We start from the raw sequence: 25,524 nt of genomic DNA, 5'->3' as shown, positions 1-25,524 counted from the left end.
GATGGAAACGGGCGCGATTCCGGACGGGGACCTCACCGGCGGGTTCGACGCGTACCTGACGATCGAGAGCGGCCAGACCTATCGCTGGACCCGTAGCGACGGTCGGTTGTACGCGGCGGACCCGAGCGCGGACGCCTGGTACGAGCTCGCGATCGACGGCGAGGTGATCCGCGTCCGACCGACCGGCGACGGCCTCGAGTGGCGGTCGACGACCGACGCGGACCCCATCATCCGGCGCGCACTTCGGCTCGACGACGATCTCGAACGGATCGTCGACGCCGCGCCGGACGACCCCCTGATCCAGGCGGCCTACGAGGCCCACCGCGGGCTGCGCCTGGTCAGGGACCCGCCGTTCGACACGCTGATCTCCTTCATCTGCTCCGCCCAGATGCGCGTCGAGCGCATCAACACGATGGTCTCGACGCTCGCCCGAGAGTACGGGACCGCGATCGAATTCGACGGTCGAACCCACCACGACTTCCCCACGCCGGACCAGCTCGCCACGGCGACCGAATCCGATCTCCGCGACCTCGGCCTCGGCTATCGGGCACCGTACGTCGTCGACACCGCGCGGATGGTCGCCGACGGCGAGGCACACCCAGCCGACGCCGCGGAGTTACCCTACGAGGAGGCCCGTGAGTACCTCACCCGGTTCGTCGGCGTCGGCGAGAAGGTCGCCGACTGCGTCTTGCTCTTCTCGCTCGGGTTCGACGAGGCCGTCCCGCTCGACACCTGGATCCGTAAGGCCATCGCCGCAACGTACCCGGAGTGCGATCGCGGCTCCTACGCGGAGACCTCGCGAGCCATCAGAGACCGCTTCGGCGGCGAGTACGCGGGATACGTCCAGACGTACGTCTTTCACGCGTTGCGAACCGGGACACTCAGCGTGTGACACGGCTGCGCGAGCGACAGGCATTTCGGACTGGAATACACACTGACACGTATGGGCAGTGCAGCGCTCGGACTCGCCGGGACCGGTGTGTTCCCCCCCGTCCTCGGTGGCCTGATTAAATACGCCGGGATGGTCGAACTCGTCGCCGGCTACGATCCGGAGTCCGTCACCGACGACGAGGCGCTCGCGAACGTGGTCGGGTCGAACGTCCTCGCCATCGGCGTGCTGGGGATCGTCTGCGGCGTCGTTGGGGCCGCCGATCCGGCGGTCTCGACTGTGAGCTGGCTCGTCTTCACCGTCGGAACCATCGTGTTCGCGGCCCGTGCGATACGCGGTGCGAGACGGTACGACACGAGGCCGTCGAACTGATCGATCGAAGATACTGGAGACGTCGACATACAGCGTCGGGAAAGGAGAAAAACCGAGTGCCGATCGAGAGTGCACACTCTCACCCTCCGCAGTCGCTCCGACCGTCCTCGATTCACTGGAAGTCGCTGAGGGCCGTCTGATCACGTTTGAGGGGTCTGGCCACGTACCCGTACTCGGTCGCCAGGACGTCGGCGAACGTCTCGTCGAACCCGTGGTGGGTGTAGACGACGTCGGGGTCGATCGTGAGGACGGTCTCGATCAGTTCGTCGTAGTCGCAGTGGTCGGTCAGCGCGAACGTGACGTCGTAGTCGCCGCGATACAGGTACGAGTCGTCGACAGCCCAGCCGGAGAAGCCCGCCTTCAGGGCGCCCGTCTCCGCGGCGATCGCGTCGATCCACTCGCGTCGTGACTGGTTCGACGGGACGACGACGATCTCGTCGGAGAGGTCCGCGGGTCGCAGGTCGGACAGCGGTCCATCCTCGGCCCGCTCGCCGCCGAAGGAGACGTCAGTCGTGGCCTCGATCGCCGCGTTCACCGCGGCGATCGTCTCCGAAACGAGGATTCGTCGACCCCCGACCGACTCGGCCAGTTTCTGTAACTTCTGGGCGCGACCGAGCGAGTAGCCGAACAGGAAGAGCGGTCGGTCGTCGTGCTCGCGGATCCAGGCACGGATCGACGTTTCGAGTTCGTCCTGCGACGGAAACCGATACCGGGGGCTTCCGTAGGTGGTCTCCATCACCAGGACATCCGCGTCGACGGAAGCGGGATCGAAGCCCTCGAGGTACGCCCGGTCGCGGATCGAAAAGTCGCCCGTGTAACAGTATCGCGTGCCGTCGGCGTCCTCGAGGAGGGCTGCACGCGATCCGACGACGTGGCCCGCGGGGACGAGGTCGATGCTGGGAACGGATTCGACGAACTCGAAGTCGACGCCGGTCCTGGCCGTCGCGATGGCCGCCGTCTCGGCCGAGCAGACCACGGTCCCGGGGCTCGAACTGAACGTGTGATCGGCGTGGGCGTGGCTCACGACGTTGACGTCGCCTGTAGAGCTGCGGGCGTCGGCGACGACGTGTCGGTCGAGGGCGAAGTGAATGCCGTCCCGGTGCGTGACGCGACGTGTCACTACCCGGCGTAGGGGCCGAATCGTTGTCGGCCTGTCGGTCCATACATCGACCCGGCACGCGTCGAGGGGCCGATCGTCGATGGTCGTCAGGCCAGCCACCGTCCGACCGTCGACCGATCGGATCCGCGTCGGGCCACCGTTTCAACCGGCGAATCAATCCGAACGGGCCCCTAAGATCGAACGTCGACGTCCGCGATACTACGGAATCTGCGCCGGGCACTCACACCGCGTCGTGACGAGTTCGCAGCCGTCGTCGCAACACTCGTAGATGTGCCGATAGTTCCGGATCGGGCTTATCGAGCAGGTGTTCCCCGTACACATCGCGAAGGGATCACAGTCGGTCGACGTCCGTTCGTCCAGTTTCGTCACGCCGTCGTGGCGGAGCAATTCGTCGCGGCTGAGTCGACGGGGTGCCTCCGCGGTGGCCGAGTCGGACCCGACGATTCCGCCGAGTCCGAGCGCCGAACCGAGTGCGGCCGCTCGCATCATGCGCCGTCGCGACACCGGTGCAGTATCGTTGGACATGCGTCCGTCCGTACCACAACCCCCATATATAATTGTTATCACTAGCCATATCTAAATTATATATTCTGAACACCGTGATCGATAGACCGGGGAAATCGGCGGTTCGAGCCGTCGGCCGAGGGTCGAGCAACCTGGTGACGATCGAATACCACGATGCTATCGAGTGAAAAGTTCGACGTGCGGACGAGTACCGGGATCCATCACACCGACTCGGTCCGTCACCGACGCCAACCGGTTTTTCGTCCCGCGTGTATACCGCTACTATATGAGCAATCGCACTCGCGCTCACGTCTTCGTCTCCGGGACGGTACAGGGCGTCTACTTCCGGGCGAATACGAGAGATACCGCCATCGAAGCGGGCGTCGACGGCTGGGTCCGAAATCTCGACGATGGCCGCGTCGAGGCCATCTTCGAGGGACCGGTGGACGCGGTCTCCGACCTGGTCGAGTGGTGTCACGAGGGCAGTCCAGCCGCGGAGGTCGATGGTGTCGTCGTCGAGTACGGTGAGCCCCAGGGAGTAGACGGGTTCGAGATCCGATACTGACCGCCGACGCGGAGGACGGCCGTGGGCGTGCGCACCGGTTCAGGGTTCGATTACGAGTTTGCCAAAGACGCTGTCTTCCACGACGGCCCGCTGGGCCTCGCCCGCCTCCGACAGATCGTACGACCGAGCGATCTCGACGTCGAGCGCACCGATATCCATGAGGTGGGCCACGCCGCGCAGCGGGACGTGGAGGTCGGGCGCGTTGAACAGAATCATGAAGTGGTAGGTGACGTCCTTCGAGCGAGCGGCCCCGTCGTTCGAGAACCCGGGGTCGGGGCTGTTCTCGCCGATCCCGACGACACGAGCGTTCTGCGCGGCGACGTCGGCGTCGAACTGGAGATAGTCGTCGAGCCGATGGTCGAGCACGACGTCGACACCGCCGCCCGACGCGTCGAGGACCGCGTCGGCCAAATCGTCCCGGCTGTAGTCCAGGACGCGATCCGCCCCCAGGGCCGTGACGTCGTCGTGGTAGGCAGGGGCGGCGGTCGTTATCGGCTTCGCGCTCACGGCGTCGGCCAGTTGGACGGCCGCGTGGCCCACGCCCCCGGAACCGCCGTGGATCAGACAGGTCTCCGCTGGGCGGAGGTTCGCGTGGTGCACGAGCGCCCGCCAGGCGGTGCAGGCGACGACGCCCGCGGCGCCCCCTTCGACGAGATCGACGCCGTCCGGGAGGTGAACGAGTCGGTCGTCGGGAACGACCGCGTACTCGGCGTAGGCACCCTGTGCCGACCCGTTACCGATCCCCGTGCCGAAGACGCGATCGCCCGGTTGGAACCCATCCACGGCAGACCCAACAGCTTCCACCGTCCCGGCGACGTCCACGCCCGGGGTGAACGGCAGGTCGACGGGCTCGTACGACCCGTCTCGGAAGTACGTGTCGACCGGATTGACGCCCGCCGACGCCACATAGACGAGTACCTCGTTCGGCCCTGGGTCCGGGCGCGGAACATCTTCCACCGACAGTACGTCCGGCCCGCCGTGCTCCGCGAGTCTGACGGCTTCCATACCGTGTAGCAGCACGGAACGCGGACGTATCAAAAGTGCGGATGCGCAATCCGACCGAGTGACGAGCGCACACGTCGGGTACAGGCGTGACCGGTGCCTGCGTCGGGGAAAGGCGTGAACCAGTGCACACGTCGGGGACAGGCGTGAACCAGTGCACACGTCGGAGACAGGCGTGAGCCGGTGTAGACGTCGGAGACAGGCGTGAACCAGTGCACACGTCGGAGCCGTTCACATCCGCTGGAGGCCGGCCCACACCCGCCGAAATCCGCCCCACACCCGGCAGCGAGAACGCGGACCGGATCGCACGCGAGGCGACGCCGTCACCGGTCGGTCCCACGCTCCGCGGCCGCGCCAGTCTCCTCGCCGGGTCGATACGAGTCGAGCCACGGCGGTTCGTCGGTGTGGGCCCACTCGGCCCACTCGGCCTTCTCACCCGCATAGTAGGCACGATAAGCCGCGACGGGATCGTCGGGGTCGCGGTATCGCTCGGGCATCGCCTGCGGTTTCGCCGTCGAATCCTCCCGCGGGAACTCGATCGCGTCCGGGTCGATGCGGGCGATCACCTCCCAGCTGGCGTGGTGGTCGTCGTGGTCGTACCGCTCTCGAAACTCCGCGTCCAGTGCCCTCGCGTGCTCGCGTAGTTCGAGCCAGTTTGCTCGTGACTCCGTGGCCCACCGGGTGACTGGGTGGTCCGCGTGCGTGGCGCGATAGAGGAAGTCCCGCTCGTACCCGTTCTCGCGAGCGGCCGTACACAACACCTGCGCCGCCTCCAGCAACATCTTGTTCACGTGCTGGTCGCAGTGGTACCGAGCGGCGAGTCGCGGCTCCTCGTCCAGCCAGAAGACGTTCACACCGGGTAGGGCGGTCCGCACGCGCCAAAGGGTTTCGGCGATTCGGATCGATTCCGCAACCAATCGAGTGATCCCGCACGTTTTTCGCTGCCCCGACCGAACCGGCTGGTATGATCACCGGCGAACGCATGGCCGCGGTCGACGCGAACGCCGCGGCGCTTGGCGTCCCGCGAGCCCAGTTGATGGAATCGAGTGGGAACGCCGTCGCACGCGTCGCACGCGAGGTCGCTCCCGACGGCGGTTCCATCGCGGTCGTCGCCGGCCGCGGCAACAACGGCGGTGACGGCTTCGTCGCGGCCCGGTTCCTCGGGGGAACCGGTGGGTCCGACGTGGTTGCTGACGGTGACGGGGCGCCGGCTGTCGACGTCGAGACGATCCTGCTTGGTCGGGCCGAGCGGATCGGTACGGACATCGCCCGTCGCAACTGGGACGCCCTCGTCGCTGGCGATGCCGACGTCCGCGAGGTGACCGACTCGTCCGCGTTCTCGCTCCCCGACGCCGACGTCGTCGTCGACGCGATGCTCGGAACGGGCATCAGCGGAGATCTCAGAGAACCGATCGCCACCGCGGCCGACGCGATGGCCGCGTCGGACGCGACGGTCGTCTCGGTCGACGTCCCGTCGGGCTTCGACGCGAGCGATCCCCACTCGAACGCGAACCCGGTCGACGCGGATCACGTCGTCACGTTCCACGACGAAAAGCCCGGCCTCGACGCCCTCGAGGCCGATATCCGGGTCGTAGACATCGGTATCCCGGCGGCCGCCGAACGGTTCGTCGGCCCCGGCGATCTGGGGCTCGCTCGTCCGAGCGCGCGCACCGGTCGCGCGTACGTGATCGGCGGCGGTCCCTACACCGGTGCGCCGGCGCTCGCGTCGCAGGCGGCGCTTCGGAGCGGGATGGAACTCTCCTTCGTCGCCGCCCCCGACAGGGTCGCAGACGAGATTCAGGGCTACGCCGAAGACCTCATCGTCCAGCCGTACGCGGGCGATCGCCTGACGACCGATCAGGTGCCCGACCTCGTCGAGACCGCCGAACGATACGACGACGTGGTCGTACTCGGCCCGGGCCTCGGGAGTGCCGAGGAGAGTCTCGCGGCCGCTCGCGAGTTCCTCGAATCGTACACCGGGCCCGCCGTCGTCGACGCGGAGGCGCTCTCGGTCGTGCCGGGCCTCGGGACGGACGCCACGCTCGTCTGCACGCCGAACCGACGGGAACTCGCCCGGCTGGGCGGTCCAGAGACCGACGATCTGCGAGCGGCGGCCGACGAGATCGAGTCGTTCGCGGCAGACCTCGGTCACGTCGTCCTCGCGAAGGGCGAAGACGACGTGATCACGGACGGCGAGCGAACGCGGATCTCCCGGGTCGGCGTCCCCGGTATGGCCGTGGGCGGCACGGGCGACCTGCTCGCCGGGATCGCCGCCGGATTGCTCGAACACGCCGATCCGTTCGAAGCGGCCTGTGGCGCAGCGTACGTCAACGGCCGCGCCGGCGAGGTCCTCGCGGAGCGATGGGGCGCCGGCGACGGGCTCGGAATCACGGCCTCGGACCTGCTGACCGAGATCCCCGGCGTCCTGTGGGGTGAGAGTAGTGACTGACGAGGAACCGGACCAGGCCCGTCACACCGAAGCCGAGCCCGCGTCGACGGATCTCACACACACGACGGCGGGCGGAGACGTCCAGATGGTCGACGTGGGCGCGAAGCCGGCGTCGAAGCGTCGGGCAGTCGCCACTGGACGGATCCTGCTTCGGCCGTCCACGGTCGAGGCAGTTCGAGCGGACGACGTCGACAAGGGTGACGTGCTCTCGACCGCGCGCGTCGGGGCGATCCAGGCGGTCAAGCACACCTGGGAGACGGTCCCCATGTGCCACCAGATTCCGATCACGAACGTGAAGACGGATATCGACCTGACCGACGACGCCGTTACGCTCACCGTCGCCGTGGAGACGACCGGCACGACCGGTTGCGAGATGGAGGCCCTCCAGGGCGTGACGACCGGACTGACGGTCGTCTGGGACATGGTCAAGGCCGCCGAGAAAGACGATGACGGACAGTACCCGGAGGCGCGGATCGAGGACGTCCGCGTCGTCGAAAAACAGACGGAGCAAGTCGACCGGGACTGACGAGCGTCGAATCGCGAGAGCGAAACCTTCGTATCGACGGCGGAATCTGACGGGACATGGAGACCGCGCTCACCGAGGAACTCGGCATCGAAGCGCCGATCGTCCAGGCCCCGATCGGCAGTGCAACCACGCCGGCACTCGCCGCCGCCGTCTCGAACGAGGGCGGCCTCGGTCACCTCGCCGTCACGTGGCGCGATCACGACGAAACGCGACGTGTCATCGAGGAAACTACAGCCCGGACGGACGCGCCGTTCGCGGTCAACGTCGTTCTCGACGACGCAGCGACCGACCGGCCGACCGCAGCACACCTGGAAACGGCGCTCGCCGCCGGTGCACCCATCGTCTCGTTCTCCTTCGGCGACGCGACACCGTTCGTCGAGCAGGTACACGACGCCGGTGCGCTGGCGATCCAGACCGTCGGGAGTCAGGAGGCAGCACGTCGGGCGGTCGACGGCGGCGTCGACGTCGTCGCGACGCAGGGTATCGAGGCAGGCGGTCACGTCCAGAGCGAGGTCGCGACGACCGCACTCGTCCCACGGGTGGCCGACGCCGTCGACGCCCCGATCGTCGCGGCCGGCGGTATCGCAGACGGCCGTGGAATCGCCGGCGTTCTGGCGCTCGGTGCCGACGGGGCCTGGCTGGGGACCCGGTTTCTCGGTGCGGCGGAGGCGAACGTTCACGACCGGTATCGAAGACGGGTGTTCGATGCCACCGAAACCGAGACGCGACTGACGACACTCTACGACAAAGGCTGGCCTGGAACGAGCCACCGGGTGCTGCAGTCCGAAACGATCGAGCGGTGGGACGCGGCGGGTCGGCCACCTCCTGGCGAGCGCCCGGGCGAATCCGACGTGATCGCGACGGACGACGAGGACGAACCGATCGAACGGTACGACGAGGCGCTTGCGACACCAGCGGTCGATGGGACCATCGACGAGATGGCACTGTACGCCGGGCAGAGTACCGGCCTCGTCGATCGACGTCAACCGGCTGGCGCTATCGTCAGCGAACTCGTCACGGAGACGGCGGCCACAATCGCCTCGCTTCCGGCCGGCCAGTAGCCGTGATCGTGCGACAGCACACCCTGACCACGGTAGCGCCTGCACGTCCACGGGCAGAAGGTACTTTTTCGCCCACACGTAACGACGGGCATGACAGACGTGGACTCCGAGGCCGACGCGGGAGCAGGTGGTGACGAAGCGTTGCCAGCAACGCCCGACACGGTCGGCGAATCCGTCCACGTCACCGAGCCGAGTGCGGCGTTCCAGGCGCTTGGAAACGACGTCCGGACTGGGATTCTCCGGGCGATGCGCGATCGGTCCGAAGACACAGCCGAAGCGGGTCGCGTCTCGTTCTCGACGCTCTTCGAGGCCGCGGACGTCGACACGACGGCCGGCTTCGCCTACCACATCGACGAACTGGTCGGCCCGTACCTCTCGAAGACGGAGGAGGGGTACGCGCTGACCGCGACCGGCAGGCGCGCCGCCCGCGCCATCGAATCCGGCACGTACACGCACCAGGTCGACCGCCAGTCGGTCGCCATCGGCGATCCGTGCCCGTTCTGTGGGGCCCAGGAGCTCGGCGCCGCCGCCGACGACAACGAGGTGGCCATAACGTGCGGGGCGTGTGAGCGGTCTATCCTCCGGATGGACTTCCCGCCGGCCGGTCTCGAAGCCCACGACGACGACCTCCCCGCCGCGTTCGATCGCCACCACCGACACCGTATCTCCCACCTCGGCGACGGCGTCTGTCCCGAGTGTGGTGGCCCCGTCGAGTCGCGTCTCGTCGTGGTTCGCCCCGACCCCGGCGACGAGCTGGCCCGCGAGTCCGTCCCGGACCCGGTCCAGGCGTCGTTCACCTGTGAGGCGTGTGGATACGGGCTCCGCTGTCCAGTCGCGCTGACGCTGCTCGATCACCCCGAACTCGTATCGTTCTACCACGACCACGACGAGTCGATCGACCAGCGCCCGATCTGGAACGTCGGGCGCGAGTGGACCGAGACGCCGCTGTCGCACGACCCGATGGCCGTCCGCGTCGCAGTCACGCTGGACGACGAGACCGTCGAGTGCTACGTAGACGGCGAGTGTACCGTCGTCGCCTCTCGCCGGATCCGTGCGGAGGCGGCAGACACCGAACAGAGCGAGTGCGGTACGACGAGGGCCGGGTCGGACGTGGCAGCGGAAGCCGACGTCGCGTAAGGAACCCACCGTCGTGTCAAACACTGGGACGAACCCGCAGCCTGCGTTCGTCGAGAGAACCGCTACGACACCGTCTCTTCGAGAACCGTCGCAATTTCGTCCGTCGATCGGGTCGTCACCGTCGGTCCCGGTTCGATCGTCAGGCACTCGTAAGCGTCCGGGTCGGGTTCGTCGTCGTCCGCAGCGAGTCCATCGATCGCCGTGGTCACGGCGTCCGCGACCGTGGTTTCGATGTCCGCTGTCGCCGGGTCGAGCGAGGACTCGAACGTCTCTCTGATCGTCGACGAGCCCTCGCCGATCCCGACGGCACGCCAGCCGTACGGCGTTCCGCTCGGGTCGAGTTCGAAGAGCTGCCCGAACGAGCCGTCGGCAGACTGTCCGGACGAAATCCCAGCACCGTTCGGGTCGATGCCCGCGATCAGGAGCGCCGTACCGTAGGGGCGTGTCCCGCCAGTCTGGGTGGACTCCTGGATGTGATCCGCGAGGGACGTCGTCACCGACTCGACGGGCGCCGGCTCCCCGTACTGGAGGCGGTGACGCTGGGCGGCGACCCGGGCACGATCGACGAGTTGGCGCGCGTCGGCGGCGTGACCCGCCGAGGCGATCGCGATGTGATCGTCGATCCGGTGGAGTTTCGCCACCGAGTCCGGTTCGAGCAACGGCGAGGCGCGTCGCTTTCTGGCAGCGAGGACGACGCCGTCGGCCGTGCGAACGCCGACGGCGGGTGATCCACGTTCGACCGCTTCACGGGCGTACTCCACCTGGTACAGACGACCATCCGGCGAGAAGATCGTCTGACCGCGGTCGTAGGCCTGTCTGCGAGAGGTATCCATCTCAGGCCACCTCCTCGTCCGCGGTTTTGGGAGTCGGTCTCTCGCCCTCCGCTCCGGCGAGTGCCTCCCGGCCGAGAGTGTTCGTCCGTCGCTCGGAGAGGCCCTCGTCGGTGATCGTCGTGATCGTCATCCCGTCGCCGCTGGCGACGTCCCGCTCGGCGGCGGCCGCGAGGGCGTCGGCGGCGAGCGGTCGCAGGTCGGCGACCGGCCGATCCGGTTCGTACGCGCCTTCGAGGGCGCCGTAGGCCAGTTGCATCCCGCTGCCGCTGGCCGCGTACGTGTCACGCATGACGCCGCCACCGCCGTCGATCCAGTAGACGGCCGACTCGTCGACCCCGCCGAGCAACAGGCCGATCGAACGGAACTGTCCGTCGCGGATCAGTCGCCCCGCCACCGTCGCGAGCGCGTCCGTCGGCATCGGCCGCCCGTGATCGAGTTCGTAGAGGCGGCGTTCCGTCCGCAACTGCCCAACCACCGACTGCGCGTCGCTGACACCGCCGGAAAAGGCGACGGCGGCCCGCTCTCCGATCGGTTCGACCTTCCGCGCCGACCGATTGGTCACGAAGCGCCCGCCCAGACTCACACGAGCGTCCGCACCGAGAACGACCCCGTCGTCGCCGGCGAGGGCGACGATCGTCGTCCCCGTGGAGAACTCGTCAGCCGATTCGTGCGCTGTCCCTGCGGGACTCTCACCCGATTGCTCGATCATACCTGCAGGACGGCCCCGCGCCCATTATGTGTTAGCTAAAATATATTTTAGCCGGCGGCAGGAACGAACGATCGCGGCAGGCCCGCCCCGGCGATATCGGTCGGAGGCCCGGCGCAGGAGGGTCAGTGGGTCTAAGTACGTGCTCGCGCAACCCGGTCGCATGACGCTGTTCGGGACCGCGGGAATCCGCGGACCGGTTTCGACCGAGGTTACGCCCGCACTCGCCCTCTCGGTGGGTCAGGCCGTCGGGCGGACGCTCGACGGCACGGGTGAGTCCGAAGGAAGATCCGACTCGCCGACCGTCGTACTCGGATACGACGGCCGGGAGACGAGTGAGTCTCTCGCTGCGGCGATGGCCGCAGGGCTCGCGAGTGGCGGCGCGGCGGTGCGACGAATCGGTCGCGTTCCGACACCAGCGTTGGCGTACGCCTCACGTGGCCGATTCGGCGTCATGATCACCGCGAGCCACAATCCGCCGGCCGACAACGGGATCAAACTCTTCGACGACGGCGTCGAGTTCGATCGGGACGCCGAGCGCGAGATCGAGGGTGCCGTGGAGACCGCTGAGACGGCGAACTGGGATCGATGGGGCACGATCGAACGCGCCGAGGTTCTCGCGACCTACCGTGACGCGGTTTGTGCCTACGTACGCGACCGGTTCGGCGGGCACGGCCGAAGGGACACTCAGGCAGATCGAGTCGACACACAGCCTCTCGCCGGGCTGTCGATCGCGGTGGACTGTGGAAGCGGCGTCGGCGGGGATGTCACCCCGCAGGTGCTAGATCGCCTCGGCGCCGACGTGACCGCGCTCAACGCGAACGTCGACGGCCACTTCCCGGCCAGAGAGAGCAAACCGACGCCGGAAACCCTGTCCGATTTGCGTGCGTTCCTCGCCGACGGCGACGTCGCCCTCGGCCTCGCTCACGACGGGGACGCGGACCGCCTCGTCGTCTGCGGTCCGGACGGCGACGTCGTCCACGAGGACACGATCCTCGCCGTCGTCGCAGCCCACTACGTCGAGGCGTCGAGCGCCGGCGACCCCGTCGTCGTGACGACGCCGAACGCGTCGGCTCGGATCGACGAGCTGGTGGACGCCGCCGGCGGCCGCGTCGAACGGGTGCACCTGGGCGCACTCCACGAGGGGATCGCCCGGGTCCGCGCCGCCGCCGATCCGGGCGCGGACACGACCGTCGTCTTCGCGGCCGAACCCTGGAAGCACATCCACCCGTCGTTCGGCGGCTGGATCGACGGCGTCGCGAGCGCCGCCGTCGTCGCCGCGCTCGTCGCCGCGGCCGGCGACGTCGCAACCCTGCGCCAGCCCGTGACCGAACGACCGTACCGAAAGGTGAGCGTTCCCTGTCCGGACGACGCGAAGGCGAACGTGATGGCACGGCTCGAATCGAGTCTTCCGGACGCCTTCCCCGAGGGAGCACTCGACACCGACTACGGAATCAGGCTCGCGTTTCCGGACGCTTCCTGGCTGCTGGTCCGCCCGAGCGGAACCGAGCCGTACGTTCGATTGTACGCGGAGAGTGAGGACGTCGACGCGCTCGTCGACGAAGCCAGAACGGTGATCGAGGCCGCGGTCGACGCGGCGTAAGGACCCGTCGCGCCACGGTCGGTTCGATCAGTGCCGACGCGTACATGACCCTGCCGTCCGAACGCGGAGACATGGAGGAGTTGATCGCCGAAGCCAGGGAGGTCCAGTCTGCCTCGCACGTCCCCTACTCCGAGTATCGCGTGGGTGCCGCCCTCGAGACCACCGACGGCACCGTCGTCACGGGGTGCAATCTCGAGAACGTGAACTTCTCGAACAGTCTCCACGCCGAAGAGGTGGCGATCGCCGAGGCCGTCAAGAACGGCTTCAACGAGTTCGCTCGGCTGGCCGTGAGTTCTAGTCGTCGTGACGGCGTCACCCCCTGCGGGATGTGTCGCCAGACCCTCGCCGAATTCTGCGACGACGACCTCGTGATCGCCTGCGACGAGGGTGACGACGAGTCGGGAACGCCGATCGTGACGACCTACACGCTCGGCGAGTTGCTCCCGGCCGCGATGAGCGAATCCGACCTCGACTAGGAGGCAGCCGGGCCGATTCGCGCGCCGACGCCGAGTGCGGTACCGGACTACGCAGTTCGTTCGAGTCTATCTTCGATACGCTCACGGAGCGTCGTCCGGTGACAGCGTTTCTTCGCCGTGTTCTCGAAGCAGACCAATGTGATCGACTCGCCGTCGTGGAGTCGATCCACGAGGGCGTCGATCGCCGCCCGTGCGTCGGCCGAGTCGTCGAGGTGAGCTTCGTATCGGGACGAGAATCCGACCTGGTCCCAGGCGGCGTTGTGCGCTTCCTCGTCGCAGATACCGCGTCGTTTCAGGTCCGTCTCGGCTCGTTTCGTCTCCTCCAGCAGGTCCGCCGGCGGCGCCAGCGCCGGGACGTTCTCGTCGACGGCGCCGTGGAACCAGCCGGTCGGGCGGCGCACCACGCCGACCAGCGTCTCGTCCGGCGCCAACGAGGCCAGGTCGTGCTGGATCGCCGCGACGTACGTGTCGGAGAGCGAGCCGAGAGTCGAGCCCGAATCCGTCATCGCCCGCATTTGGGTCGGATCAGGTATATACTTCGGGCCCACGAATCGAGCGACAGATGACACACCGCCCCGACAGCGAAGATCCGAACGCGGAGACGCAGTATCATCTGGATGTCGGTCCCGACGGCGTGGCCGAGACGGTGCTCCTGCCGGGCAATCCCGAACGGATCGACCGGATCGTCGAGTGCTGGGACGGGTACGACGAGATCGCCCACCATCGCGAGTACCGGACGGCGACGGGTCGGTACGACGGGGCGCCACTCTCGGTCACCTCGACGGGTATCGGCAGTCCATCGGCCGCCATCGCCGTCGAAGAACTCGCCCGCCTCGGCTGCGAGACGTTCATCCGCGTCGGGTCCTGTGGCGCGATAGAACCCGGGGTTTCCGTCGGCGACCTCGTCATCACGACTGGCGCCGTCAGGCAGGAGGGGACGAGCGACGAGTACGTTCGCGAGGACTACCCCGCCGTGGCCGACTACGAGGTGGTGAGCGCCCTCGTCGCCGCCGCCGAGAAACTGGGATACGACTACCACACCGGACTCACCGCGTCCACCGACTCGTTCTACGCCGGTCAGGGACGACCCGGGTACGATGGGTTCGAAGCCGCCGGTGCCGACGACCTGCTAGCGGAACTCCGGAACGCGAACGTCACGAACGTCGAGATGGAAGCCAGCGCGATCCTCACCCTCGCGACCGTCTACGGGCTCCGCGGCGGCGCCGTCTGTACCGTCTACGCGGATCGCGATGGCGGCGAGTTTCGGGTCACCGGCGAGTCGCGAGCCGCCGAGACCGCGTCACTCGCCGCACACCTGCTCGCGAAGATGGACGAACGGAAAGCCGAGGCCGGTGTCGACCGCTGGCACGCCGGCCTCTCGATCGACTGAGCACCGCGGCCGACCACCGGACCGGCCTCACTCTCGAATCTTCACGATCCCGGCCTCGAACACCTGGCGGTTGGGGATCACGTACTCCTCGTCGTCGTTCTCGACGGTCGTCACGAAGATGGTGACCTCCTGGACGATACCCGAGCGCTCTCCGACCCGGATTCGGTCGCCGATACCGTAGGGCTGGTTGAGCAGCAGGTAGATACCCACGGCGCTCGAGACGAGAAAGTCTTTGAACGCGAACGCGCCGACGATGACGAGTCCGGCGGTGTAGACCGTGAGCAAGATCAAGAGCGCGAGGACGTTCACGTTCACCTGCGCCAGGGCGATGAGGATGACGACGTAGAGGATCGAGTACTTCACGACGCGCGGGATGAGCGACGCCTCCGGCAGTTTTACGCTCCGGAGGTACTCACCGACCATCAACTCCGCCTTGTCAGCGACGATGAAGCCGACGACGAAGACCAGCACGGCGACGAACACCTGCGGGAGAAAGAGTGTCACGTCCGCCCAGAACCGGTCGGTGTCGACCAGCTGGGCGATGTGAATCGCCGTGAGCGCCGCGATACCGTAGACGAACCACGAACTCAATCGGGCGACGATCTGGACGGTCGAGGTGCCGAGACTCCGGGCGCTTCGTTCGAACGGCGTCCCCTCGACAGCCGACGGGACCCCCGCGGCCGTGAGCAGTTCCTCGTTCAGTCGACCGACGAGATAGCCGACGACGATCCCGAGTGCCAGGACCGCCACGGCGATGACTGCCGGCTCCTCGAGGAACGCCTGTACGTCCATATCAGTACGCCTCCGGGTCGACCTCCAGGATCAGTTCACCGCCCTTGAACGCGCGCACCAGCCCGTCGCTCTCGGAGAGGACGACGGCGATCGAGTTCGTATCGCGCGTGATCGCCCCCGCCGCCATGTGCCTGGCACCGAGCCCCTTCGGGATGTCGACGCCCTCCGCGGCCGGTTCGAGGTACCGGTAGGCCGAGACGATCTTCCCCGAATCGGAGATGACGAACGCGCCGTCCAGCCGCGAGAACTCCTTCAGCATGACCGTGACGATCGGGTCGCCGACGTGGACGTGGGACTTCTCGAAGGGATTGTACGACAGCGGGCGCGACTTGTTCATCACGTTGCCCGCGTCGCCGACGACGAACAGGGCGCCCACCGGCTTGCCCTTCTGTCCTTTCTTCCCCAGGTTGATCGCCACCTCGAGAACGGCCTTGATCACGTCCGCGTCCGCCCGCGACTTCGAGAACAGATCGTACAGCCCCAGCTGATCCTCCGCGTTAGCGCGAACGCGCGACACCGTGTCGATACCGCCGTCGAACACGCTCGTCGCACACGCCAGGACGTCGCCATCCTCGATGACGCCCTGCTCCAGCGCGCCTTCGAGCCCGAAGCGAACCCGCTCGGTGACGTCCGTGAACTCGATCGGAAGTTCGACGAATGGATCGGCGCCGATCGCGTTCTCCGTCCCAACGACGACGATGTCGAGGGCGTCGTCGTCGATCGCCGAAAAGCGCTCGTAGTACGACCCGCTCGGTGAGAAGAGTACGAGCGCGTCGACGTCGTCGTAGATATCTCCGAACACGTCGTCGAGACCAGCCATCGTGCGTACAACCCGCGTGCGCTCGAATAAGCGTTTGGGAGTGTGTCCGACGCCTGGCAGACGCCGTCGGTGGGAGTCGGAGCCAGCGACCGACGTTTCGCATCCGAACGGAACCATCGACGCAGCGCGGCCGCTATCCGACGTGACGTCGATAAAAGTGAAATCGAAGGCTCGGAAGCGAGTTCCGAGTGGTTTGTGGTCGTTAGTCCTGACGGCGGAGCGCCAGCATCGCCGCGCTCAGCAGGGCCACGAGGGCGATCGCGACACCGAATCCGGGCGTCGCGTCGTCGCCGTCGTCACCGTCGGAGCCGTCGGTTTCGCTACCGCCGGATTCGCTACCGCTGCCGGAGGACTCCTCCTCGACGGTAACGGTTCCCTCCACGGAGTCATCTTCCTCACCATCGTCACCAGTGGTGGTGATGGAGTAGGAGATGTCGCCAGTGGAACTGGTGTCGAGGTCGTGTTCGACGATGTCCTCGGAGCCGTCAGCAGCGAGATCGGAGACTTCCTGCCCGTCGACGACGGTCTCACCGTTCACGGTGACGGTGACCGTCCCGGAGACAGGGCTGTTGCCACCGTTCTCCACGGCGACCGACAGCGTTGCTCCCTCATCGACAGTGACAGAGGACGGCGCGTCTGCCGAGATCGAGAGGAACGGCGCAGCACCGGAGCCGCCGCCAATGATACCCTCGGAGGTCGCCGAGATCGCTTCACCGTCGACAATGTAGTCAGGGTTGTCGGCCTTCAGGTCGAACTCGACATCCTGAACCTCTTCCGAGAGGTCGATTTCGGCAGTCCACGTTCCGTCGGCCTGGACGACACCTTCGCCATCCTCGAGGAACGCATTGTCACCGCCGGCTTCTGCGACGACGGAGATGACGTTACCGGGAGCGATGTTGGTCGTTCCAGTGATCGGCTGCCCCTCGGCAGCACTCACGTCGTACATGTCCGAGTCGAACGAGAGCGACGGTTCCTCGACCGCGAAGGACGAGTAGAACGACTCGGTCTCGCTCGTGTACGGGTTGTCGTAGTTGTGAGTGCCATCGGCCGCGGTTCCGGCCGCGTAGGCGTTGAAGGACACGTTGTAGCCGTTATCAACCTGGTCATCAGGGACCTGATAGACCGAGACGAGCGTACTCGTGCTTTCGTTGGTGATCAGCGTCTCGTGATCTAGCTCGTCCGGCTGGCCACCGAATCCGGGGTTGGTGTGGGTGGCGTTGAGATAGACGCCCTCTTCCGCGAGCGTCTGTAGGCTGTCGTCGTAGCCGAAGAAGCCGTCTCCCTCGACGACTACGGCAAGGTAATCGCCAGCGGCGATCGCACCATCAGTGGCGCCGCCGTCTTCAGCCACCGACTCCAGGTTGCTCTCCGTGAGCTCATCGACGAGAGAACCGGAGACCTTGTACGTGCTCATGCTCTCCGTGGAACGGTCGGTGACCTTGAACGTACCGCGATCCTCGCGCTCGTCGTCGACGGTGAGTTCCATGTTGAACGAACTCGTCCTGTCGAAGACGTCCATGCGCGTGTTATCGCCGTAGTTGGCCATGTCCATCGCGTGGTTGACGGTGAAGCTGCCACCGTCTTCATTCGCAACGATGTTCCCGGTATCGCCTCGGAGAAGCTCGTGCGTGTTGATGTCGAAGGTCACCTGATCCGAATTAGGTGCGTCGACAGTCCCGTTCAGGATGGTAAGACCCTCGGCACCCCAGGTGATATCGAGTTCCGCACTGTTGGTCTCCTCCATGTTGACGGTGATCGTGTTGTGATCACCGAGCGTGGTGGACGGAACGGTCTCCTCGAAGCCAACAGTCGTTTCGCCAGGCTCGGTTACCTCGATGGAGGCAGTCGTCTCAGCCGTCGTCCCGGCACCGGCAACGGTGAAGTTGTACGTGCCTGGATCGACGCCCGCGAATGTGACGTTGAGCGTCGCGTCGCCGTTGACTTCCACGAAGTTACCATCGTGGTCGGTCGCGGTCGCGCCGTCGATCATTTCCGCCAGCTTGTTCGCGCTGAAGGAGTCGGAACTGATCTCCGCGACGAAGTCGCCTTCGTTGGAGTCGAGTTGAAGGCTAGCGTTGTCGCCCTGTTCGACCGATCCCGACAGGAACATGGTCCCGCCGTCCGGACCGTTCTCGAGGTCGAGGACGGTCACGTCGAACGAGACGTTGTTGCCTTGGGTTCCTTCGAGGTAGTAGGACCCGGCGTCCAGGTTACTCGTCGTGAAGGTGGCGTTAGCGGTCGTACCCGAGTCATCTACGTCAACGTTGTAGATCCGCTCGTCGGCACCTTCGCTTGCACTTTTGTACAGGGTGACCTGATCGTCGGTGGTAGTGGTCAGTCCACTAACATCGACAATCGCCGTCTGACCCTGCACAACACTATCTCCGTCACCGATAACTGCTTCTTCGTTAGCGTGATCCGCGGCCGCGGGGGCGGCAAACGCTGCGCCCATCGCGACGACGGAAAGCACCATAAGCGCCGCCAGGACGACTGCACGTCCCTTCGCGCGGTATGATGTCGTGTTTTCTGTCATGTTGTATGTTGTGTCGTGTTGGTTCGCTTCGATAGCGATCGATGCGCCGGGATCGTTCACCTCCCGTCTGCCCGGCGCAGACGGTGTGGCGTATCGGCCTCCCGGGTAGGGGTATCTGCGTTGTTACAAGGTATCCGTAATAAGTCTTCTAGTTTCAGATTGAGTTTCAGATTGCGCAGTAATCCAGAAATACGCGAGTATAGCCGCTCCTATCGGCCGTTTTCGACTACGGAGAGAGTCGCACGTAAGTGGGTATTTATGACCCCACCCGTACCGGAGTCGAACCGGGCGTCGCGGTACTGCTCCGTTACCTGAGAATCGCTCCCCCGAAACACCCGTACCGAATGCGCAGCGACTGTGACCGATCCAAACACACGCACACGTTCGCGCGTAATCTAAATACTTACTCGGCCAGAATCATCCCGGCCTGGCATCGAATCATCTGACTTATATTCCGCCACCCAACTCCCACGGAAAACCCTCCCGAGATCGGTGGGCTTACCGGCTCGACCCGACCTCCGGTTCGTGTCCCGCGAACTCCAGCAATCCCAGCGCGGCGACGCAATCCACGCAGAGGCGACGTTCGCCCTTTGCGTACCGGTACGCGAGCGGGCCATCGTGTTTCGCCACGACCCGCGCCCAGTGGCGCGTCCGCAGATCCGCGTTGCACCGCGGGCAGGGATCCCGGCGGCGTCGGCCCCTCGTAGTCGTACCTGGCCATCTCAGTTCACCTTCAGGGAGCCGAGTCGGCGGACGAGCACGTCGAGTCCGGCTTTGGAATCCCAGACGAAGTCTGGACAGAGCGTTCGCTGTCGATACTGCAGGCGTGCGAGACTTTTATATCTCGCTGGTGTGTTGCGTAACATGGTTGACGAACTGCATCCGCAGTTTGGAAACCGCGTCTCGGGTGCTAGGTCCACCCGGGACATTTTTGAGCGGGAACGAAGTTCCCGCGATGCTCGAAAGAGTCGAAGACTCTTTCGTAGCTGAGCGCATGTCCCCGCGCAATCGTGGAGAGCGGCTTCCGTGTTGGTAGAATACGTGAACGGATATATAATTACATGATATTCGTCCCTTGGATGATCGATGGACAGCTAAGTTCGTTTCGTACCGTCCATTCCGACACCGTCAGATCGTTCGATTGGAACTGAAACAGACTCCTGGAGCGCGTCGGCTTACGTATAGATTCTCCCCAAAGACGTTATACTCCCACAGATCGAACGCCCCGTATGGACGAGTCCCGGCCAGATCCGTACGACGACATCAACGAGGCCGTGGAGCGAGACTGGAAGGCAGAGACGACGCCGTCAGAGCGCGTCAAATCCGTGATCCGACACACGTACACACCGACGAGCGCAGCCGATATCGCTGACGGAGCGCAGACGAGTCCAAAAACCGCTCGAAAGCACCTGACATCGCTAGCCGAAGACGGCTTCGTCACCACGACGGCCGGAGCCCACGGGGCGACACTCTACCGGCGGTCGGACGAATCCCTGATCACCGAACGCGCGAATCGGCTCCTCGCCGAACAGTCCGCCGAGGAGCTCGCCGAGCGTGTCACAGAACTACGAGCACAAATCAACGAGTATCGTGAGACGTACGGCGTCGAATCACCCGAAGAACTCGCCGTCCAGCTCGGACGCGAGACGCTCGACGACACTGGAGCCGATACCCGCACTGACGGGAGCGTCGTAACGGAGTGGCAAACCACACGTCGTAACGTCGCGTTCGCAAACGCCGCCATCTCGATCGCCGAAGCGACAGAGCACATCACCGGAGACCGATCTCCATCTGTGCCCGCCGACGATTCGCGATAACACGATGGACGGCACCGACGACGTGGCCCATCGACTTCGCGGGCCGATCGACGGCGACGCGCTGTTCACGATTCGCGACGAGTTCGCGCGGCAGGCGCCACTGGCGACGGCGACAGTCGACGACATCGTGAGCCCGACAATCCTAGAAGTCGACCTCACCACGGGTCTCCGGGAGGGCTCGACGGGTCGGTTCGACGTCCAGTGGACGACCGCTGGCGACTACAAATTCCACTACACTGAGGGCGACATAGACTTCCGATGGGGTCACCACCCCCACGGCGGCGACTACGACGTTCGAGGCGACGCGCATTTTCATCCCCCGCCGAACGCGACGAGTCATCCGAACGACGTCGAGCCGTCGTGTTTTACCGTCCATCGGCCGCCGGTAGTCGTCAGAGGGGTACTCACAAACTGGCACGCAGCGGCTCACGACGGCCTCGACCAACTGAATCGCTCCACATACACCGGCTGATCGTGGGCCAATCGCCGCTCACGGCTCACTCCGCTCACCGTTCGCGTTCCGAAGATCTCACTCCGTTCGATCCTCGCATGCGCGGGACAGGATTCGAACCACGCCGAGACGGTCGACCTCACTCCGTTCGGTCGCTGCGGCTCGTCTTCTTCGAATCCCTTTTTTCGCATACACGCCGCTCACAGTCGTTCGCGGCTCTCGGTTCGCTCCGCTCACCGTTCGCGTTCCGAGGATCTCACTCCGTTCGATCCTCGCATGCGCGGGACAGGATTCGAACCTGCGGAGGTCTACACCACAGCGTCCTAAGCGCTGCGCCATTGGCCACTTGGCTACCCGCGCGCGACTGAGTGTAGTTCCCGAGTCGAGTAAGAACCTGTCGATCATCGGTGCGTGACGGGTTCCTCGGGCGTCCAGTCCGGCGGGACGATGAACGTGACGTGTTCGTCGTCCCGGCGCTGGTGGTGTTCGGCCGCCTGCTCGGCCAGCGAGCGCTCTCGATAGCCCATCTCGAGCCCGCAACCGGTACAGACGAGTTTGCACGTCGGTTCGGTCATCGAACACCGCGCCGTGAGGCGATGGCGAAGAGTGTGGGTGCAGGGTCCTAAGTAAGAGCCTCGTAGCCAACGGGATCCTGAATCACCGGATTCGACGGCTATCGGTAGTATACCGTTGGATATCGTGTATCGACCCCTGATGCGACGACGATGCGCGACCTGTCTCCGGGGGCGGATTTAAGCCGCCGTCGGTCTAACGGCCGGTACGGATGTACAACGCGCGCGAGCGGTTGGCCCAGCGGGAGTGGATCGAAGAGCTCGAACGGGCGGCCGACGCGCTCAGCCTCTCCGAGGACGCACGGTCGACCGCGATCGACCTCTTTCTCTCCGACGTGCCGGAGTCCGATCGGTCGAAACGGGCGGTCGTCGCCTCGAGCCTCTACGCCGGGTCGCTGATCGCCGGCGACGGACGGACCCAGGGCGCCGTCGCCGAGGCGATGGAGGTCTCCCGGCTGTCGATCCAATCGCGCTGGAAAGCGCAACTCGAAGCGGCCGGCCTCGAACCGCCGAGCTGGTAACTCGTTCGACGGCACTCGGTCCAGCCGGTCGATGGCGCTCCGACCGGTCTGTCGGCTTCGAACAACGGACTGATCGATAACCCGTGGATGGCCGGTTCAACGAGGGGACGAGTCACGCGATCGATCCAACCCGTCCCGGTCGGGCGTCAGTGCGCCGTGTTCGTCTATCTCGCCGTTGACGATGCGTGTACTCGAGATGATGTCGCCGTCGTCGGCCCTGGCGTGCGGGACGACGATGAGTTCCAGGGCGTCGTGACCGCGCTCACGACGGAGCTCGTTGATCCGTTTGCCGCCCTCGACCGTCTCCGGCGAGACGACGAGGGCGTCGAACTGCGGTTCGGTCGCGATACCGGTCGGTTCGTCGAGTTCCCGTATCTCGAAGTCGCGCCCGCGCGGGTCGGCGAGGTGTTCGAGTTCGGTTCGGAGGTCACGTTCGCGATCGTCGTACGGCCGGACGTACCGGTCGACGTGGCGTGTCGCCGGCGCGAGGTCGTCGCTCGTCAGCCCGACGGTCACGTCACCGAGTTCGAACGCCCGTTCGAACAGCCGACGGTGGCCGTCGTGGACTGGATCGAACGTGCCACCGAGCGCGACCTGCATACCCGCTCCTTCGGGCCCGCGAGTATAAAAGAGTCGAAACGGGTCCCCGCGTTCCGCGTGCGCCGGGAGATGACGGATCGAGCGGGTCGGGACACCTAGAGAAGGCGACGTCTCGTCCGTCCTGATCCTCACACATTTGTACGTGGCCGCGTCAGTGTCGGGGTATGGGACTCGACGAGGACGCACTCGACTATCACCGACTGGACCCTCCGGGAAAGATAGAGATCTCCACGACGAAGCCGACGAACACGCAGCGAGATCTCTCGCTCGCGTACTCGCCCGGCGTCGCGGCACCGTGTATGGATATCCACGAGGACGAAACCGACGCCTACACCTACACTGCGAAGGGCAATCTCGTCGGCGTCGTCTCGAACGGCTCGGCCGTACTCGGACTCGGTGACATCGGTGCCCAGGCGTCCAAACCCGTGATGGAAGGGAAAGGGGTCCTCTTCAAGCGATTCGCCGACATCGACGTCTTCGATCTCGAACTCGACACCGACGACCCCGATCGGTTCGTCGAGGCCGTCGCGATGATGGAACCGACGTTCGGCGGGATCAACTTAGAGGACATCGCCGCGCCCGAGTGTTTCACGATCGAGGAGCGCCTCCGCGAGGGGATGGACGTCCCCGTCTTCCACGACGACCAGCACGGAACGGCGATCATCTCCGGTGCGGCGCTGCTCAACGCAGCCGACGTTGCCGGGAAGGATCTCGAAGACTTAGAGATCGTCTTTTCGGGCGCGGGCGCGAGCGCGATAGCGACGGCGCGCTTCTACGTCTCGCTCGGCTGCAAGGAAGCGAACATCACGATGTGTGACTCCTCGGGGATCATCACCGAGGCGCGCGCAGAGAGCGGCGACGTCAACGGGTACAAGCGACAGTTCGCGCGCGATACACCGGAGGGAGGGCTCGCAGACGCAGTGGACGGCGCGGACGTCCTGGTCGGCCTCTCGGTCGCTGGCATCGTGAGTCAGGAGATGGTCCGATCCATGGCCGCGAACCCCATCATCTTCGCGATGGCCAATCCGGATCCCGAGATCACGTATCCCGACGCGAAGGACGCTCGAGACGACTCGGTCATCATGGCGACCGGGCGCTCTGACTACCCCAATCAGGTCAACAACGTGCTTGGCTTCCCGTTCATCTTCCGCGGCGCGCTCGACGTGCGCGCGACGGACATCAACGAGCAAATGAAGGTCGCCGCCGCCCGCGCGCTGGCCGATCTGGCGCGCGAGGACGTCCCCGACGCGGTCGTCAAGGCCTACGGCGACGAACCGCTTCAGTTCGGCCCCGAGTACATCATCCCGAAGCCGGTCGATCCGCGGGTGCTCTTCCGGGTCGCCCCGGCTGTCGCCGAAGCGGCCGTCGCCTCCGGCGCCGCCCGCGTCGATATCGATCTCGACGAGTACGAGGCCGAACTCGAGGCCCGCCTCGGCAAGTCTCGTGAGATGATGCGCGTCGTCCTCAACAAGGCCAAGAGCGATCCCAAACGGGTCGCGCTCGCAGAGGGCGACGACGAGAAGATGATTCGCGCGGCCTACCAGCTCGCAGAACAGGGGATCGCCGAGCCGATCCTCATCGGAGAGGAGGGAGCGATCACCGAGACGGCGGCCGATCTCGGCCTCGACTTCGAGCCGACCGTCGCCGATCCGATGGCGGGAGACTACGAGGCGTACGTCGATCGGCTCTACGAACTCAGAAAGCGCAAGGGGCTGACTCGCTCCGAGGCCGAGGATCGCATCCGTCGCGATACGAACTTCTTCGGCAGCGTGATGGTCGAAGAGGGAGACGCCGACGCGCTCCTCACGGGCCTCATGCACCACTACCCGTCCGCACTGCGCCCGCCGCTGCAGGTGATCGGGACGGCCGACGACGTCGACCACGTCGCCGGTGTCTACCTCCTCACGTTCAAGAACCGCGTGATCTTCATCGCCGACGCGACGGTGAACATGGACCCCGACGCCGAGGTCCTCGCCGAGGTCACCCAGCAGACCGCCAACCTCGCCCGCCGGTTCAACGTCGAACCGCGCGCCGCCTTGCTGTCGTACTCCAACTTCGGCAGCGTCGACAACGAGGGGACCCGAAAACCGCGACACGCGGCCCGAATGCTCCGCGACGATCCCGACGTCGACTTCCCCGTCGACGGCGAGATGCAGGCAGACACGGCCGTCGTCGAGGACATCCTCGAAGGGACCTACGGCTTTTCGGAGCTAGACGAACCCGCGAACGTCCTCGTCTTCCCCAACCTGGAGGCGAGTAACATCGGGTACAAACTCCTCCAGCGCCTGGGCGGCGCCGACGCGATCGGGCCGATGCTGGTCGGAATGGACGAGCCCGTTCACGTGTTGCAACGTGGCGACGAGGTCAAGGATATCGTCAACCTGGCCGGGGTTGCGGTTGTCGATGCGCAAGAGTAGCGAGGGTCGAACGTAGTGAGAGCCTCGGATAGACGAGCGGCGAAGCCGCGAGTAGCGAGGGTTGAGCGACCAACGGGAGCGAAACCCTCGTACCGGAACAGCGAACGCAGTGAGCCGTGAAGGAGTAGCGCGGTTCGGAACAAGCGTAGCGAGCGAGAACCGCGATTTGACGAACGGTGAGCGGAGCGAACCGTGAGTAGCGAGGGTTGAGCGACCAACGGGAGCGAAACCCTCGTACCGGAACGGCGAACGCAGTGAGCCGTGAAGGAGTAGCGCGGTTCGGAACAAGCGTAGCGAGCGAGAACCGCGGGTGTACGAGCGGGGAACGGAGTGAGTCGCGAGGAGCCCGATTCAGAGGGTGTCGTATC

At 65.7% G+C, this 25,524-nt stretch carries 26 protein-coding genes and 1 tRNA gene; 14 read left to right on the top strand and 13 right to left on the bottom strand.

The window, feature by feature from the left end:
- Window position 1 precedes the first annotated feature (1 nt).
- Both NO366_RS10945 and NO366_RS10940 read left to right on the top strand, forming a co-directional pair.
- Window positions 2-892, top strand: a complete 891-nt coding sequence (locus NO366_RS10945) for a DNA-3-methyladenine glycosylase family protein (protein ID WP_256530827.1) — start codon at window positions 2-4, stop codon at window positions 890-892.
- Between the two features lie 51 nt (window positions 893-943).
- On the top strand, window positions 944-1,261 hold the full coding sequence (locus NO366_RS10940) for a DUF3784 domain-containing protein (protein ID WP_256530826.1): 318 nt from the start codon (window positions 944-946) through the stop codon (window positions 1,259-1,261).
- A 112-nt stretch (window positions 1,262-1,373) separates the two neighbouring features.
- Here NO366_RS10940 and NO366_RS10935 read toward each other — a convergent pair whose 3' ends face one another.
- On the bottom strand, window positions 1,374-2,381 hold the full coding sequence (locus NO366_RS10935; RefSeq protein WP_256530825.1) for an MBL fold metallo-hydrolase: 1,008 nt from the start codon (window positions 2,379-2,381) through the stop codon (window positions 1,374-1,376).
- Between the two features lie 198 nt (window positions 2,382-2,579).
- Entirely contained in the window at window positions 2,580-2,906 is a 327-nt protein-coding gene (locus tag NO366_RS10930) for a hypothetical protein (RefSeq protein ID WP_256530824.1), read from the bottom strand.
- A gap of 265 nt (window positions 2,907-3,171) precedes the next feature.
- Between NO366_RS10930 and NO366_RS10925 the strand changes: the two genes are divergently transcribed.
- Complete coding sequence (locus NO366_RS10925) at window positions 3,172-3,450, top strand: acylphosphatase (RefSeq protein WP_256530823.1); 279 nt, start codon at window positions 3,172-3,174, stop codon at window positions 3,448-3,450.
- 39 nt (window positions 3,451-3,489) lie between these two features.
- On the opposite strand, the gene NO366_RS10920 is transcribed toward NO366_RS10925, so the two are convergent.
- The gene (locus NO366_RS10920) at window positions 3,490-4,455 is read right to left on the bottom strand and encodes an NADPH:quinone reductase (protein WP_256530822.1); all 966 of its coding nucleotides are present in this window, start codon (window positions 4,453-4,455) and stop codon (window positions 3,490-3,492) included.
- Between the two features lie 320 nt (window positions 4,456-4,775).
- Window positions 4,776-5,306 (bottom strand): hypothetical protein, encoded by a 531-nt coding sequence (locus NO366_RS10915; RefSeq protein WP_256530821.1) that lies wholly within the window; start codon window positions 5,304-5,306, stop codon window positions 4,776-4,778.
- A 110-nt stretch (window positions 5,307-5,416) separates the two neighbouring features.
- Here NO366_RS10915 and NO366_RS10910 point away from each other — a divergent pair, with 110 nt between their 5' ends.
- The 4 genes from NO366_RS10910 (at window position 5,417) to NO366_RS10895 (ending at window position 9,625) form a co-directional block, all read left to right on the top strand.
- The gene (locus tag NO366_RS10910) at window positions 5,417-6,901 is read left to right on the top strand and encodes an NAD(P)H-hydrate dehydratase (RefSeq protein WP_256530820.1); all 1,485 of its coding nucleotides are present in this window, start codon (window positions 5,417-5,419) and stop codon (window positions 6,899-6,901) included.
- The gene (gene moaC, locus NO366_RS10905; RefSeq protein ID WP_256530819.1) at window positions 6,894-7,427 is read left to right on the top strand and encodes a cyclic pyranopterin monophosphate synthase MoaC; all 534 of its coding nucleotides are present in this window, start codon (window positions 6,894-6,896) and stop codon (window positions 7,425-7,427) included. Before NO366_RS10910 ends, moaC begins: the two co-directional genes overlap by 8 nt.
- Window positions 7,428-7,483: 56 nt before the next feature.
- Window positions 7,484-8,488, top strand: a complete 1,005-nt coding sequence (locus NO366_RS10900; protein ID WP_256530818.1) for an NAD(P)H-dependent flavin oxidoreductase — start codon at window positions 7,484-7,486, stop codon at window positions 8,486-8,488.
- Window positions 8,489-8,578: 90 nt separating this feature from the next.
- The gene (locus tag NO366_RS10895) at window positions 8,579-9,625 is read left to right on the top strand and encodes a DUF7351 domain-containing protein (RefSeq protein WP_256530817.1); all 1,047 of its coding nucleotides are present in this window, start codon (window positions 8,579-8,581) and stop codon (window positions 9,623-9,625) included.
- A 62-nt stretch (window positions 9,626-9,687) separates the two neighbouring features.
- Here the strand turns inward: NO366_RS10895 and NO366_RS10890 are convergent, their stop codons facing one another.
- Both NO366_RS10890 and NO366_RS10885 read right to left on the bottom strand, forming a co-directional pair.
- The gene (locus NO366_RS10890; protein WP_256530816.1) at window positions 9,688-10,458 is read right to left on the bottom strand and encodes an archaeal proteasome endopeptidase complex subunit alpha; all 771 of its coding nucleotides are present in this window, start codon (window positions 10,456-10,458) and stop codon (window positions 9,688-9,690) included.
- Window position 10,459: 1 nt separating this feature from the next.
- Window positions 10,460-11,167 carry an Ntn hydrolase family protein gene (locus NO366_RS10885; protein ID WP_256530815.1) on the bottom strand — a complete coding sequence of 236 codons (708 nt, stop codon included), beginning with the start codon at window positions 11,165-11,167 and terminating at the stop codon, window positions 10,460-10,462.
- Window positions 11,168-11,327: 160 nt separating this feature from the next.
- On the opposite strand from NO366_RS10885, the gene NO366_RS10880 reads away from it, so the two are divergent.
- Window positions 11,328-12,767 carry a phosphohexomutase domain-containing protein gene (locus tag NO366_RS10880; RefSeq protein WP_256530814.1) on the top strand — a complete coding sequence of 480 codons (1,440 nt, stop codon included), beginning with the start codon at window positions 11,328-11,330 and terminating at the stop codon, window positions 12,765-12,767.
- Between the two features lie 71 nt (window positions 12,768-12,838).
- Entirely contained in the window at window positions 12,839-13,243 is a 405-nt protein-coding gene (gene cdd / locus NO366_RS10875) for a cytidine deaminase (protein ID WP_256534024.1), read from the top strand.
- A 47-nt stretch (window positions 13,244-13,290) separates the two neighbouring features.
- On the opposite strand, the gene NO366_RS10870 is transcribed toward cdd, so the two are convergent.
- Window positions 13,291-13,749: a DUF488 family protein, N3 subclade gene (locus NO366_RS10870; RefSeq protein WP_256530813.1), complete on the bottom strand. Its 459-nt coding sequence runs from the start codon at window positions 13,747-13,749 to the stop codon at window positions 13,291-13,293.
- A 56-nt stretch (window positions 13,750-13,805) separates the two neighbouring features.
- Here NO366_RS10870 and NO366_RS10865 point away from each other — a divergent pair, with 56 nt between their 5' ends.
- Window positions 13,806-14,633, top strand: a complete 828-nt coding sequence (locus tag NO366_RS10865; RefSeq protein ID WP_256530812.1) for a nucleoside phosphorylase — start codon at window positions 13,806-13,808, stop codon at window positions 14,631-14,633.
- Between the two features lie 27 nt (window positions 14,634-14,660).
- Here NO366_RS10865 and NO366_RS10860 read toward each other — a convergent pair whose 3' ends face one another.
- The 3 genes from NO366_RS10860 to NO366_RS10850 all read right to left on the bottom strand — a co-directional run bounded on the left by NO366_RS10860 (window position 14,661) and on the right by NO366_RS10850 (window position 18,778).
- A complete protein-coding gene (locus NO366_RS10860; RefSeq protein ID WP_256530811.1) occupies window positions 14,661-15,425 on the bottom strand; it encodes a mechanosensitive ion channel domain-containing protein in 765 nt (254 codons plus the stop codon).
- Window position 15,426: 1 nt separating this feature from the next.
- Entirely contained in the window at window positions 15,427-16,245 is an 819-nt protein-coding gene (gene dacZ, locus NO366_RS10855; protein WP_256530810.1) for a diadenylate cyclase DacZ, read from the bottom strand.
- 202 nt (window positions 16,246-16,447) lie between these two features.
- A complete protein-coding gene (locus NO366_RS10850) occupies window positions 16,448-18,778 on the bottom strand; it encodes a BGTF surface domain-containing protein (protein WP_256530809.1) in 2,331 nt (776 codons plus the stop codon).
- A gap of 1,229 nt (window positions 18,779-20,007) precedes the next feature.
- Here NO366_RS10850 and NO366_RS10840 point away from each other — a divergent pair.
- Window positions 20,008-20,595 carry a DUF7342 family protein gene (locus NO366_RS10840; protein ID WP_256530808.1) on the top strand — a complete coding sequence of 196 codons (588 nt, stop codon included), beginning with the start codon at window positions 20,008-20,010 and terminating at the stop codon, window positions 20,593-20,595.
- Between the two features lie 4 nt (window positions 20,596-20,599).
- Entirely contained in the window at window positions 20,600-21,067 is a 468-nt protein-coding gene (locus tag NO366_RS10835; protein ID WP_256530807.1) for a toxin-antitoxin system TumE family protein, read from the top strand.
- 256 nt (window positions 21,068-21,323) lie between these two features.
- Here NO366_RS10835 and NO366_RS10830 read toward each other — a convergent pair.
- Both NO366_RS10830 and NO366_RS10825 read right to left on the bottom strand, forming a co-directional pair.
- Window positions 21,324-21,406 (bottom strand) — tRNA-Leu (locus tag NO366_RS10830).
- Window positions 21,407-21,447: 41 nt separating this feature from the next.
- Window positions 21,448-21,621: a hypothetical protein gene (locus NO366_RS10825; RefSeq protein ID WP_007703626.1), complete on the bottom strand. Its 174-nt coding sequence runs from the start codon at window positions 21,619-21,621 to the stop codon at window positions 21,448-21,450.
- 209 nt (window positions 21,622-21,830) lie between these two features.
- Between NO366_RS10825 and NO366_RS10820 the strand changes: the two genes are divergently transcribed.
- Window positions 21,831-22,139, top strand: a complete 309-nt coding sequence (locus NO366_RS10820; RefSeq protein ID WP_256530806.1) for a transcription initiation factor IIB family protein — start codon at window positions 21,831-21,833, stop codon at window positions 22,137-22,139.
- 96 nt (window positions 22,140-22,235) lie between these two features.
- Here NO366_RS10820 and NO366_RS10815 read toward each other — a convergent pair whose 3' ends face one another.
- Window positions 22,236-22,739 carry a phosphopantetheine adenylyltransferase gene (locus tag NO366_RS10815; RefSeq protein WP_256530805.1) on the bottom strand — a complete coding sequence of 168 codons (504 nt, stop codon included), beginning with the start codon at window positions 22,737-22,739 and terminating at the stop codon, window positions 22,236-22,238.
- A gap of 164 nt (window positions 22,740-22,903) precedes the next feature.
- On the opposite strand from NO366_RS10815, the gene NO366_RS10810 reads away from it, so the two are divergent.
- On the top strand, window positions 22,904-25,156 hold the full coding sequence (locus NO366_RS10810; RefSeq protein WP_256530804.1) for an NADP-dependent malic enzyme: 2,253 nt from the start codon (window positions 22,904-22,906) through the stop codon (window positions 25,154-25,156).
- Window positions 25,157-25,524 lie beyond the last annotated feature (368 nt).

This window comes from Halovivax cerinus, assembly GCF_024498195.1.
Classification (GTDB): domain Archaea; phylum Halobacteriota; class Halobacteria; order Halobacteriales; family Natrialbaceae; genus Halovivax; species Halovivax cerinus.
The sequence above is the reverse complement of the archived record's forward strand: the minus strand, read 5'-3'. Positions and strand labels throughout refer to the sequence as shown.